The following is a 12,737-nucleotide window of genomic DNA, read 5'->3' on the forward strand; positions in this document are numbered from 1 at the left end:
CATGTCTTCCGACATCGCCACGGCCGTGCCCCGGCCCCCCGCTCGCAGCGCCTCGGCGCCTGTGATGACGGGCGCTGAGGCGGTCGTCCGTTCGCTCGACCTCCTGGGAGTGTCCGATGTCTTCGGCCTTCCCGGCGGCGCGATCATGCCCGTCTACGACCCACTCATGGACGACGAGGCAGTTCGTCACATCCTCGTCCGACACGAGCAGGGTGCCGGTCACGCAGCCGAAGGGTACGCGTCGGCATCTGGCAAGGTCGGTGTTGCCATCGCGACGTCGGGGCCGGGGGCCACGAACCTCGTCACGGCGATCGCGGATGCCTACATGGACTCCGTGCCGCTGCTGTGCATCACGGGCCAGGTCTTCTCGAGCCTCATGGGCACTGATGCGTTCCAGGAAGCCGACATCGTGGGGATCACGATGCCGATCACGAAGCACTCCTTCCTGGTCAAGCGTGCCGAAGACATCCCCGGCGCGATCGCGGCTGCCTACGAGATCGCCTCGACGGGTCGCCCCGGTCCCGTGCTGGTGGACATCACGAAGGATGCCCAGCAGGCCGAGGCGCCGTTCATCTGGCCGCCGCAGATCGATCTGCCGGGGTACCGGCCGGTGACCAAAGCCCACGGGAAGCAGATCCAGGCTGCGGCTCAGCTGATCGCGGAGGCCGAGAAGCCGGTGCTCTACGTCGGCGGTGGCATCATCCGCTCCCGCGCTTCGGAGCAGTTGCTCGCCCTGGCAGAGGCTACCGGCGCGCCGGTTGTCACCACGCTCATGGCCCGGGGTGCGTTCCCCGACTCGCACGAGCAGAACCTCGGCATGCCCGGCATGCACGGCACGGTCCCCGCTGTGCTGGCGCTGCAGGAGTCCGACCTCATCGTGGCGCTCGGTGCCCGGTTCGATGACCGGGTCACCGGCAAGGCATCGCACTTCGCGCCGCACGCGAAGGTCATCCACGTTGACATCGACCCCGCCGAGATCTCCAAGATCCGTGCCGCTGACGTTCCGATCGTGGGTGATCTGCGCGAGGTTCTCGTCGATCTGGATGCGGCGTTCCGCGCGAACGCCGACGCGGGCCGTGCCGACACCAGCCAGTGGTGGGCCTACCTCAAGGGTCTGCGCAGCGAGTTCCCGCTCGGATACGCCCCGACGACCGATGGACTCCTGGCGCCCCAGAAGGTGATCCAGCGGATCGGTGAGCTCACCGGCCCCGAGGCCGTCTACGCAGCGGGCGTCGGACAGCACCAGATGTGGGCTGCCCAGTTCATCAAGTACGAGCGCCCCAACGCCTGGCTCAACTCGGGTGGGGCGGGCACGATGGGCTACGCGGTTCCGGCGGCGATGGGCGCGAAGGTTGCCGAGCCCGACCGTGTGGTGTGGGCGATCGACGGTGACGGATGCTTCCAGATGACCAATCAGGAGCTTGCCACCTGCGTTCTCAACAACATTCCGATCAAGGTTGCGATCATCAACAACTCGTCGCTGGGGATGGTGCGCCAGTGGCAGACGCTGTTCTTCAACGGCCGCCACTCCAACACCGACCTGAACACGGGCCACGGCACCGCACGCGTGCCCGACTTCGTGAAGCTGGCTGAGGCTTACGGATGCCTCGCCCTGCGCGTGGAGAAGGAAGACGAGATCGACGACGCAATCCGCACTGCGCTGGAGACCAACGATCGCCCTGTCGTCATCGACTTCGTCGTGTCGGCAGACGCGATGGTGTGGCCGATGGTGCCCCAGGGTGTCGGCAACAGTGAGATCCAGTACGCGCGTGAGCACGCCCCGACCTTCGATCAGGAGGACTGAGCCATGACAAGTCACGTGCTGAGCCTTCTGGTCGAAGACAAGCCCGGCCTGCTCACCCGCGTTGCGGGCCTGTTCGCCCGCCGTGGATTCAACATCGAATCTCTCGCCGTGGGCGTCACCGAGGTGCCGGGCTTGTCCCGGATCACGGTGGTCGTGGATGTCGAAGGGCTCCCGCTCGAACAGGTGACCAAGCAGCTGAACAAGCTCGTGAACGTCATCAAGATCGTGGAGCTCGACCCCGCGGCATCCGTGCAGCGCGAGCACATGCTCGTGAAGGTGCGTGCCGACAATGCGAGCCGTTCCAGCGTGCTCGAGGTCATCAACCTGTTCCGCGCATCGGTGGTCGATTACGCTCCCGAGGCGATGGTCGTCGAGATCACCGGCGATAAGGGCAAGGTTGAGGCGTTCCTGCGCGCGATCGAGCCCTTCGGTATCAAGGAGCTCGCCCAGTCGGGCATGCTCGCGATCGGCCGCGGCGGCAAGAGCATCACCGAACGGGTCCTGCGGGGCTGAGAAGACCACGCCGATCCGCTCCCGGTCGTTGAGCGGGCTCGGCGAGAACAAACGACCACAATCGCACAGTCAAGGAGAGACACCCCCATGGCCGAAATGATCTACGACCAGGATGCCGACCTCGCCCTCATCCAGAGCAAGAAGGTCGCCATCGTCGGCTACGGCTCGCAGGGCCACGCCCACGCGCAGAACCTGCGTGACTCGGGCGTCGAGGTCGCCATCGCGCTGAAGGATGGCTCGAAGTCCGCGCCCAAGGCGCAGGAGGACGGCTTCGAGGTCAAGTCCGTCGCCGACGCCACCGCATGGGCCGACGTCATCATGATCCTCGCGCCCGACCAGCACCAGCGCGGCATCTACAACAACGAGATCAAGCCCAACCTCGCACCGGGCAAGACCCTCGCTTTCGCGCACGGTTTCAACATCCGCTTCGGCTACATCGAGGCTCCCGAGGGTGTGGACGTCATCCTCATCGCCCCGAAGGCTCCCGGCCACACGGTTCGTCGTGAGTACGTCGCAGGTCGCGGCATCCCCGACATCATCGCTGTCGAGAAGGATGCCTCGGGCAGCGCCTGGGAGCTCGCGAAGTCGTACGCGAAGGCCATCGGCGGTACGCGCGCCGGCGTCATCAAGACGACCTTCACGGAAGAGACCGAGACTGACCTCTTCGGCGAGCAGGCAGTGCTGTGCGGTGGTGTGTCGCAGCTGATCCAGTACGGCTTCGAGACCTTGACCGAGGCCGGCTACCAGCCTGAGATCGCCTACTTCGAGGTGCTGCACGAGCTCAAGCTCATCGTCGACCTCATGTGGGAGGGTGGCATCGCCAAGCAGCGCTGGAGCGTCTCGGACACCGCCGAGTACGGCGACTACGTCTCGGGCCCGCGCGTCATCGACCCGCACGTCAAGGAGAACATGGCGGCGGTTCTCGCCGACATCCGTTCCGGTGCGTTCGCCGAGCGGTTCATCAACGACCAGGACAACGGCGCCGTCGAGTTCCTCGAGCTGCGCGAGAAGGCTGCGAAGCACCCGATCGAGGCCGTCGGCAAGGACCTGCGTTCGCTGTTCTCGTGGAAGCAGCAGGACAAGGACTACGTGGAGGGCTCGGCCGCGCGCTGATCTTCACACCCCTCTTCCGCCGAACCCACACCTCCGGCCCCGAACCCACCTGTTCTGCGCGAGCAGCTCAGTGGGTTCGGGCCGGGACGTGTGGGTTCGGTCGTGGGTAGGCTGAACTCGTGAGCACCGACCGCGACGACGACGCCCTCTCGTGGGGGGATGACGACCCGACGCTCGACGCGGGTCCCTCGCTGCCCCCGGGTTACGTCGCCGTCGGCAAGGGGAGCGAGGCGATCGCCCCGACGTCAGCGCCGGCCGCGGATGCCGAATCCGACTCTCGCTCGGATGCTGCAGCTCCCGCGCCGGAAGCGGAGCGGGCGGATGCCGACACCGACGACGCACCCGCAGCAGGCCCGAGCAACGCTGCGCTCATCATCCTCGGCGTCTTCGGCGGCGTGTACGCCCTCGAGAGCATCGGGTGGATCATCGGGGGCCTGCGGCTGCAGCAGTACGCCGAGTTCCTCGTCGCGCCGCTGGCCTATCAGGTGAGTCTGTGGCTAGCGGTGCTGACCCCGCTCATCTGGTTCGTCACGGTGTTGCTGCTGACGCGAGGCGGTCGGTCCTGGGTTCGGATACTGCTTCTTGTCCTCGGGGCGCTGCTCGTGCTGCCGTGGCCGTTCATCATGGTGGGGGCGATCGGACAGTGAGCGAGAACACCAACGAGCCGACCGAAACCTCGGTGTCGTCATCCTCGACGGCGTCTGCACCGGCCGTACGTCGCACCGCCCTCCCGGTGTGGCTCATCGCCACGATCGCCGGCTTCTTCGGCCTGTTCTACGCCTATGCCGTCTGGAACGCCGTCGCCTTCCTGATCTCGCAGGCCACCGGCCCGCTCGGACTCAACGGCGGCGGCTGGGCCCTGCTGCTGACAGCCATCGCCTTCCCGATCATCGTGTTCGCCCTCGCCTTTGCCATCGGGTGGAAGCGACGCGCCGGAGCCTTCGCGCTCATCATGCTGTCGGGCCTGGGGATCGTCGCGGTGTTCTGGATGAACGTCATCGCCTATGCCGCCGTCTACGGCGCATCGCTTCTCGGAGGCTGAGCCGACGGGACCATCGGCACGTCATCTGGTCGGGACGGTGGGCGCGCCCGCGATAGGCTGGCGAAGGCCCGTCGTCATGGCGTGCGGCGTGGCATTACCGTCATCCTGCGTGCGATTCACTCGTGCGCGTCTGCTCCGAAGGATCCACCCGTGTCCAAACCGGTCGTGCTGATCGCCGAAGAACTGTCCCCCGCCACGATCGAGGCCCTCGGTCCGGACTTCGACGTCCGAAACGTCGATGGCACCGACCGGCCCGCATTGCTTGCTGCTCTCGCCGACGCGGACGCCGTCCTCATCCGTTCGGCGACGAAGATGGATGCCGAGGCCATTGCATCCTCGCAGAAGCTTCGCGTGATCGCCCGCGCGGGCGTCGGGCTCGACAACGTCGACATCAAGGCAGCGACTGCCGCCGGCGTCATGGTCGTCAACGCACCGACGTCCAACGTGATCTCGGCCGCGGAACTCACCGTCGGGCACATCCTGAGCCTGGCCCGCCACATCCCCGCCGCCCACGCCTCCCTCGCACAGGGTCAGTGGAAGCGCAGCTCGTTCACGGGCGCGGAACTGTTCGAGAAGACCGTCGGCATCCTGGGCCTCGGCCGGATCGGCGCCCTGGTCGCCGAGCGTCTGCGGGCCTTCGGTGTGCGTCTGGTCGGGTACGACCCTTATGTCACCCCTGCGCGTGCCCAGCAGCTGGGTGTCGAGCTGTTGAGCTTCGACGAGGTTGTGCGCGAGAGCGACTTCCTCACGGTGCACATGCCGAAGACGCCCGAGACGACGGGCATGATCAGCACCGAGCAGCTCGCGGCGATGAAGCCCACGGCGTACGTCGTCAACGTCGCTCGCGGTGGACTGTTCGACGAAGAGGCGCTGCTCGAGGCTCTCACCGCCGGCCAGATCGCCGGTGCCGGACTTGATGTCTTCACCGCCGAGCCGCCCAAGCCCGACTCGGCGGCAGCGAAACTCGTCGCCCTTCCGAACGTCGTCGCAACGCCACACCTCGGAGCTTCGACCGATGAGGCGCAGGAGAAGGCCGGCGTCTCGGTTGCGAAGTCTGTCAAGCTCGCGCTCGAAGGCGATCTCGTCCCGGACGCGGTCAACGTCGCCGGCGGCGTCATCGACCCGTTCGTGCGTCCCGGTATCGGGCTTGTCGAGATGCTCGGGCAGTACTTCACGGGCCTGACCCACAGCGCGTTGACCTCGCTGGACATCGAGGTTCGCGGGGAACTCGCCGCGTTCGATGTCAGCGTGTACCGGCTCGCGGCGCTCAAGGGCATCTTCACGAACATCGTCAGCGAGAACGTGTCTTACGTGAACGCGCCGCTGTTCGCTGAGCAGCGCGGCATCGAAACCCGCATGATCGTCGAGGCCGACAGCCCTCAGTACCGCAACCTCACCGTTCTGCGCGGCACCATGTCGGATGGCACGACGTTGAGCGTCGCGGGAACGCTCGCCGGGACGCGCATGGTCCCGAAGATCGTCGCCATCAACGGCTACGACATCGAGGTACCGATCGCCGGCCACCACGTCGTGATGCGCTACCAGGACCGTCCGGGCATCGTCGCGATCTACGCCAGGAAGCTCGGTGACGCCGGAATCAACATCGAGGGGCTCCAGGTCGCGCATCCGGATGCCACCGGGCGTGCTCTCTCGGTGCTCACGGTCGACGCAGCAGTGCCGGACGAGCTGCTCGACCAGATGCGTGAGGCGGTCGGGGCCGACCTGTTCCGTCAGATCGAGATCGTCGAACCCTAGCGCGGAGCGGTTGCCTGCGCGATGAGCTGAACCAAGGCATCCATCTCGGCATCGCGGGGGACCGGCGTTGCCAGGCCATCGTGCTGGAGCGCGTTGTTGTAGTAGACGCCGTCGCTGATCAGCATGACGAGATCGAGCGCGGTCTTGTCGGCGACATGCGGGCGGAGAGTGTCGGCCCAGCGCTCCCGGACAGTTCGGAGGGCATCGCTCGCGGCGCCCCGGCCGGCCTGCGCGAGGCGAGAGACGGCGAGGATCGCTCTGTCGAGCGCGGTGCCGTCCATCGCCGAGGTGCGCACGTAATAGGCGACGGGACCTTCCTCTGAGGAGGTCATGCGGGCGAGGTCTTCGTCGACGCACTTCTCGAGTCGGATGAGCAACGCCGCCTCGAGCGCCTCCTTCGACGCGAAGTGGTAGAGCAGGCCACCCTTGGAGACCCCGGCGGCGCGCGCGATGGCATCCATGGTGGCGGCGCGCTCGCCCTCGGCGATGAGGAGTGACTCGAATGCGTCGAGCACCTTCTCACGGGCGTGCGGGGGACGACTCATGCGTTCGATGCTAGCCAGGCAGTCTCCATGGCTGTTACTATACCAGCCAGACGGTATAGAAATTCTGACGGTGACATGATGACGACCCTGACCGAAGACATCCGCATCGCCGAAAGCGAGGGGCGTCCGGTGACCTGGCGTGGCTGGGCTGCGCTGGTGGTGCTGATGCTGCCCGTGCTGTTGATCTCGGTCGACAACACGGTGCTGAGTTTCGCACTGCCCGAGATCGCGCTCGCACTCGAACCCACCGCGGCGCAGCAGCTGTGGATCATCGATGCCTACCCGCTCGTGCTCGCCGGCCTCCTGGTGACGATGGGAACCCTCGGCGACCGGTACGGTCGGCGACGGATGCTGCTGATCGGCGCCACCGGGTTTGCCACAGTGTCGGCGCTGTCGGCCTTCGCCCCCTCCGCAGAGTGGCTGATCGCGGGACGCGCCGCGATGGGTCTGTTCGGTGCGCTGATCATGCCCTCGACACTTGCGCTGCTACGCAGCATCTTCACCCTCCGCAGTCAGCGACGCCTCGCGATCGCCATCTGGGCATCGATGTTCTCGGCCGGTGCGGCGCTCGGCCCGATCGTCGGGGGAGTCCTCCTGGAGCACTTCTCGTGGGGATCCGTGTTCCTCATGGCGGTACCCGTGCTCGTGCCGCTGCTGGTGCTCGCGCCGCTGCTGGTTCCCGAGAGCCGCAACCCGGATGCCGGACGCGTCGACGCCGTCAGTATCGTGCTGTCCATGGCGATGATGGTGCCGATCGTGTGGGCCATCAAGGAGTTCGCGGTCCACGGATTCTCACCGACGATCGTCGTCGCTGTGGCCGCGGGCATCGGATTCGGCATCCTGTTCGTGCGGCGGCAGTTGCACGCGCGCTCCCCGATGCTCGACATGCGGCTGTTCACGCGAGGCACCTTCAGCGGTGCTCTGCTGGTGAACCTGCTGAGTGTCATCTCGCTCGTCGGCTTCATGTTCTTCATCGCTCAGCATCTGCAACTGATCGTCGGCCTGTCGCCGGTGCAAGCGGGCTTCGCGCTCGTGCCGTCACTGGCGTCGGTCATCGTCTCCGGGCTTCTCGTCGTGCCCATTGCGTCGTGGATTCCACCGCGCATCGTGGTTCCCGCGGCGCTCATGTTCTCGATGAGCGGCTACCTCCTCGTCGCGGCGACAGCGGGGAGCGGTGACCTCGGCTGGCTCTTGCTGGCCAGTGTGCTGCTCGGCATCGGAATCGGTGCCGCCGAGACAGTGTCGAACGAGCTCGTCATGGCGAGCGCCCCGCCGAGCAAGGCGGGGGCGGCAGGCGCTGTCTCTGAGACGGCGTATGAGCTCGGCGCCGTGCTCGGAACCGCTGTGCTGGGCAGCATCCTCACCGCCTCGTACCGGTCGGGACTCGCGATCCCCGCGGGAGTGCCCACTGACCTCGCCGCGCAGGCGCGGGAAACGCTCGCCGGCGCCTACGTCACGGCGGGCGAGCTCGCTGCCCCCATCGCCGACGCGTTGCGTGCTGCCGCGGCAGCTGCCTTCGACTCGGGCGTTGCGGTCACTGCCGCGGTCGGGGCCGGTCTCATGGTCCTGGCTGCCGTTATCGCGGCCACTACGCTGGGATCGGCGCCGTCATCTGTGAATCAGGCGGCGCGATCCGAGAACGAGGAGAGCAATGTCGCGCGAGGTGAAGCTAGCCGTCATCCCCGGTGATGGCATCGGTGTCGAGGTTGTCGCCGAGGCCATGAAGGTTCTCGATGCGGTGACCGCAGGCGGCGACATCCGGTTCACGAAGACCCCGTTTTCGCTGGGTGCCGCGCGTTACCTCGAGACCGGCGACACGCTCACGGATGCTGACCTCGAGGCCATAAAGCAGCACGATGCGATCGTGCTCGGCGCGGTGGGCGGCGTTCCGGGAGACGTTCGCCTGAAGGATGCGAACATCGAACGCGGACTGCTGCTCAAGCTGCGTTTCGAGCTCGACCACTACGTCAACCTGCGGCCCTCGAAGCTCTACCCTGGTGCGCCGGGCCCGCTTGCGAACCCCGGTGAGGTCGACTTCGTGGTCGTCCGCGAGGGCACAGAGGGTCCCTACGTCGGCAACGGCGGCGCGATCCGCAAGGGCACGCCGCACGAGGTCGCGAACGAGACATCCGTCAACACGGCCTTCGGTGTTGAGCGGGTCGTGCGCTACGCGTTCGCGTTGGCCGAACGACGCCGCAAGAAGCTGACGCTCGTGCACAAGACCAACGTGCTCGTGCACGCCGGCGGAATCTGGCAGAGAATCGTGCGCGAGGTGGCAGAAGAGCACCCCGACGTCGCCGTAGACTATCTGCACGTCGATGCGGCCACCATCTTCCTGGTCACAAACCCTGACCGCTTCGACGTGATCGTCACCGACAACCTCTTCGGCGACATCCTCACCGACTTGGCCGGCGCCGTCACCGGAGGCATCGGCCTTGCCGCTTCGGGGAACATCAACCCCGACGGCGCGTTCCCCTCGATGTTCGAGCCCGTCCACGGATCGGCGCCCGACATCGCGGGTCAGCAGAAGGCCGACCCCACTGCTGCGATTCTGTCCATCGCGATGCTTCTCGATCACCTCGGGTTGCACGACGATTCCGCCCGCGTCACCCGCGCGGTGGAAGAGGACATCGCTTCCCGGGGCGAGGCCGCTCGCACAACAGCGCAGATCGGTGACGCGATCGTCGCCCGCCTGCAGGCGTAGCCTGGAAGCACTCGGCTCCTTGCCGCGCCGGACGGATCCGCCACCGCCGCGCACGAACGACTGGATTTCGACATGACTCTTCTTGACGCCGACCCCGACGCTGGCCTTGCACCCCTGCAGTTCCAGGTGATGCGGAACCTGCAGGCCAAGACGGATGCCGAGCGCGAGGCGATTCTCGCCAACCCCGGCTTCGGTCAGCACTTCACCGACCACATGGTCGACATCTGCTGGTCGGTCGGCGGCGGGTGGCACCGCCCGCAGGTGAAGCCTTACGGTCCGCTCTCGCTCGACCCGGCAGCAGCTGTTCTGCACTACGCGCAAGAGGTCTTCGAGGGCATCAAGGCCTACCGTCACGCCGACGGATCGATCCACACGTTCCGTCCCGACCAGAACGGTCGCCGGCTGCAGCGATCCGCGCGGCGGCTGGCCCTTCCCGAGCTGCCGGTGTCGTACTTCATCCAGTCGCTCGAGGAGCTCGTCGCGGTCGACGGCGCCTGGGTTCCGTCTGGTGAGAACCAGAGCCTCTACCTGCGCCCGTTCATGTTCGCCAAGGAGGCCTTCCTCGGCGTGCGTCCTGCCAACAAGGTCGGCTACTACGTCATCGCCAGCCCCGCTGGCGCGTACTTCAAGGGTGGCGTCACCCCCGTGTCGATCTGGCTGAGCGAGGACTACTCCCGCGCCGGCAAGGGCGGAACCGGGGCCGCCAAGACCGGCGGCAATTACGCGTCGAGCCTGCTGCCGCAGTCGGAGGCCTACGAGAACGAGTGCGACCAGGTGGTCTTCCTTGATCAGGATGGCAACGTGGAAGAGCTCGGTGGAATGAACATCGTGTTCGTCTTCAAGGACGGCACGGTCGTGACGCCGCAGTCGGACTCGATCCTCGAAGGTGTCACGCGCGACTCGATCCTGCAGCTGGCGGTTGACCGCGGGCTTCACGTGCAGGGTCGCAACATCTCGTTGCGAGAGTGGCGCGAGGGTGTGGCATCCGGTGACATTGTCGAGGTCTTCGCATGCGGCACCGCCGCCGTCGTGACTCCGATCGGTGTGCTCAAGGGACGCGATTTCGTCGACCAGCAGCCCGTCGGCTCACTCGCGCTTGAGCTGCGACAGGAACTCACCGACATCCAGTACGGCCACGCCGAAGACCGCCACGGCTGGATGCACCGCCTCGACGCCCGCTCCCAGGCATGAGAATCGCGCGGTTCCGACACGAGGATGCGATCGCCTACGGCATCCTCGACGAGGGCGAGCTCGTGGTGCTCGCGGGTGACCCGATGTTCGCCGGCTACGAGACGACGGGGGAGCGCGTGCCGGTCGGCGAGGTCACGCTGCTCGCTCCGGTCATTCCGCGCTCGAAGGTCGTGTGCGTCGGTAAGAACTACCTCGATCACGCCGCGGAGATGGGGAGCGAGGCACCCGGCGAGCCGCTGCTGTTTCTGAAGCCCAACACGGCGGTGATCGGGCCGGACGAGCCGATCGTGCGCCCGTGGCAGTCGGAGCGCACGGACTACGAGGGGGAACTCGCCGTTGTCATCGGCCGGATTGCGAAGAACGTGTCGGCGGATGCTGCGCTGGACCACGTCTTCGGATACACGATCGGCAACGACGTGACAGCGCGGGACCTGCAGCGTTCTGACGGCCAGTGGTCGCGTGCGAAGGGCTTCGACACCTTCTGCCCGCTCGGACCCGTGATCGAGACCGAGTTCGACCTCGCGGGCGGCGCGACACTGACCACACGCGTCAACGGCGAGGTCCGTCAGCGCGGCGCGATCACCGACATGATCCACTCGGTTCCGGCGATCATCGAGTATGTGTCGGCTGCGTTCACACTGCTGCCCGGGGACGTCATCCTCACCGGCACGCCGGCCGGTGTCGGCCCGTTCGTGTCCGGAGACGTCGTCGAGGTCGAGATCGATGGGCTCGGCATCCTGCGCAACACCGCGCGGGATGCGGAGCCGCGCCGGTGACACTGTCTGACGGCTGGGTCGACGATCGCCAGGAGGCGAGCGAACTCGCCGGCATCCAGCGTCGGACCGTCTGGGTGCTCTCGGCAGGCCAAGTGCTCGGCGGGCTCGGGTTTGGAGCGACAGTCTCCCTCGGTGCGGTGCTTGCCGCCGACATCGCCGGTGACGAGTCGCTCTCGGGGCTGGCTGCGGCGGGTGTGACCCTCGGCACCGCCGCGCTGGCGGTGCCGCTTGCTGCCCTCGCGCGTCGGCGCGGCCGACGGATCTCGCTCGCGTCAGGAATGGCGATCGCGCTCGTAGGCGTTTCGCTGGTCGTGGTGGCGGCGGCCGTTCGGTCGTTCCCGCTGCTTCTGCTGGCCTTCGGGCTCGTCGGAGCGGGTCAGACCGCGAACCTGCAGTCGCGTTTCGCTGCCGCCGATCTCGCCACGGATGCCACGCGTGGCCGCGATCTGTCGATCGTCGTGTGGGCGACGACCATCGGCGCCGTGCTCGGACCGAATCTTGTGCAACCCGGCCAGGCGATCGGAGACGCCCTGGGGATGCCGCCCCTGACGGGACCGTACGTCTTCACGATCGTCGCGCAAGCGCTGAGCATCATTGTGTATCTGTTCGCTCTTCGGCCGGATCCGCTGCTGGTCGCGCAGACGGTGGCGCAGCGGCGCCGCGACCGGGTGGTCGAGCAGATCGTCAAGCCCGACCGTCCGGTGTCGGCTCGCTACGCGATCTTCACGAATGCCGCCGCACACGGCGTCATGGTCTCGATCATGGCGATGACGCCGGTTCACATGCTCCATCACGGCGCGAGTCTGACCATCATCGGTCTGACGATCAGTCTGCACATCGCGGGGATGTACGCGCTCTCGCCGGTCTTCGGCATCCTGGCAGACCGCGTGGGCCGCATTCCGACGATCATGGTCGGTCAGGCGCTGCTCGCGGCATCCCTGGTGACGGTCTTCTTCGGCGCGGAGTCGAACACGGCGGTCACCGTCGCGCTCATTCTGCTCGGCCTGGGGTGGAGCGCTGCGACTGTGGCCGGATCGGCCCTCCTGACCGAATCGTCGTCGGAGGAGCGACGCACCACGCGTCAGGGGCGCAACGACCTCTCGATGAGCCTCGTCGGTGCCGTCGGTGCGATCACCTCGGGCGTCGTCCTCGGGTGGATCGGTTTCACGGGGCTCGCGCTGGTTGTCGGTGTCGCCGTGATCGCGACAGTGCTACTCGCGCCGTACGGCCGCATCCGTCAGGTCGCGTAGTCGTACCGAGGCGCAGGTGCAGCATCCGCGCCGGACTTAGACTT

The 12,737-nt window shown here is 66.9% G+C and carries 12 protein-coding genes; 11 read left to right on the top strand and 1 reads right to left on the bottom strand.

Annotated elements, in window-relative coordinates; all coding sequences use genetic code 11:
• Nucleotide 1 precedes the first annotated feature (1 nt).
• The 6 genes from AADH62_RS06645 (at nucleotide 2) to serA (ending at nucleotide 6,227) form a co-directional block, all read left to right on the top strand.
• On the top strand, nucleotides 2–1,804 hold the full coding sequence (locus AADH62_RS06645) for an acetolactate synthase large subunit (protein WP_228178081.1): 1,803 nt from the start codon (nucleotides 2–4) through the stop codon (nucleotides 1,802–1,804).
• Between the two features lie 3 nt (nucleotides 1,805–1,807).
• Nucleotides 1,808–2,317: an acetolactate synthase small subunit gene (ilvN, locus tag AADH62_RS06650; RefSeq protein ID WP_228178082.1), complete on the top strand. Its 510-nt coding sequence runs from the start codon at nucleotides 1,808–1,810 to the stop codon at nucleotides 2,315–2,317.
• Nucleotides 2,318–2,404: 87 nt separating this feature from the next.
• Complete coding sequence (ilvC, locus tag AADH62_RS06655) at nucleotides 2,405–3,430, top strand: ketol-acid reductoisomerase (protein ID WP_228178083.1); 1,026 nt, start codon at nucleotides 2,405–2,407, stop codon at nucleotides 3,428–3,430.
• A gap of 119 nt (nucleotides 3,431–3,549) precedes the next feature.
• On the top strand, nucleotides 3,550–4,077 hold the full coding sequence (locus AADH62_RS06660) for a DNA polymerase III subunit gamma/tau (protein WP_341578792.1): 528 nt from the start codon (nucleotides 3,550–3,552) through the stop codon (nucleotides 4,075–4,077).
• The gene (locus tag AADH62_RS06665) at nucleotides 4,074–4,472 is read left to right on the top strand and encodes a bacitracin resistance protein (protein WP_341578793.1); all 399 of its coding nucleotides are present in this window, start codon (nucleotides 4,074–4,076) and stop codon (nucleotides 4,470–4,472) included. The genes AADH62_RS06660 and AADH62_RS06665 overlap by 4 nt, the downstream gene beginning before the upstream one ends.
• Before the next feature lie 150 nt (nucleotides 4,473–4,622).
• Nucleotides 4,623–6,227: a phosphoglycerate dehydrogenase gene (gene serA, locus AADH62_RS06670; protein ID WP_341578794.1), complete on the top strand. Its 1,605-nt coding sequence runs from the start codon at nucleotides 4,623–4,625 to the stop codon at nucleotides 6,225–6,227.
• Here serA and AADH62_RS06675 read toward each other — a convergent pair.
• Entirely contained in the window at nucleotides 6,224–6,772 is a 549-nt protein-coding gene (locus AADH62_RS06675) for a helix-turn-helix domain-containing protein (protein WP_341578795.1), read from the bottom strand. The two genes, serA and AADH62_RS06675, sit on opposite strands and share 4 nt — an antisense overlap.
• Before the next feature lie 78 nt (nucleotides 6,773–6,850).
• Here AADH62_RS06675 and AADH62_RS06680 point away from each other — a divergent pair, with 78 nt between their 5' ends.
• The 5 genes from AADH62_RS06680 (at nucleotide 6,851) to AADH62_RS06700 (ending at nucleotide 12,693) form a co-directional block, all read left to right on the top strand.
• Nucleotides 6,851–8,461 (top strand): MFS transporter, encoded by a 1,611-nt coding sequence (locus AADH62_RS06680; RefSeq protein WP_341578796.1) that lies wholly within the window; start codon nucleotides 6,851–6,853, stop codon nucleotides 8,459–8,461.
• Nucleotides 8,424–9,476, top strand: a complete 1,053-nt coding sequence (locus tag AADH62_RS06685) for a 3-isopropylmalate dehydrogenase (RefSeq protein ID WP_228178089.1) — start codon at nucleotides 8,424–8,426, stop codon at nucleotides 9,474–9,476. The genes AADH62_RS06680 and AADH62_RS06685 overlap by 38 nt, the downstream gene beginning before the upstream one ends.
• Before the next feature lie 72 nt (nucleotides 9,477–9,548).
• Nucleotides 9,549–10,667 carry a branched-chain amino acid aminotransferase gene (locus tag AADH62_RS06690; protein ID WP_341578797.1) on the top strand — a complete coding sequence of 373 codons (1,119 nt, stop codon included), beginning with the start codon at nucleotides 9,549–9,551 and terminating at the stop codon, nucleotides 10,665–10,667.
• The gene (locus AADH62_RS06695; RefSeq protein ID WP_228178090.1) at nucleotides 10,664–11,443 is read left to right on the top strand and encodes a fumarylacetoacetate hydrolase family protein; all 780 of its coding nucleotides are present in this window, start codon (nucleotides 10,664–10,666) and stop codon (nucleotides 11,441–11,443) included. Before AADH62_RS06690 ends, AADH62_RS06695 begins: the two co-directional genes overlap by 4 nt.
• 2 nt (nucleotides 11,444–11,445) lie before the next feature.
• Nucleotides 11,446–12,693, top strand: a complete 1,248-nt coding sequence (locus tag AADH62_RS06700) for an MFS transporter (RefSeq protein ID WP_341578946.1) — start codon at nucleotides 11,446–11,448, stop codon at nucleotides 12,691–12,693.
• Nucleotides 12,694–12,737: the final 44 nt, after the last annotated feature.

Origin of the sequence: Microbacterium schleiferi, assembly GCF_038150145.1 — a bacterium.
Taxonomy (GTDB): domain Bacteria; phylum Actinomycetota; class Actinomycetes; order Actinomycetales; family Microbacteriaceae; genus Microbacterium; species Microbacterium schleiferi_B.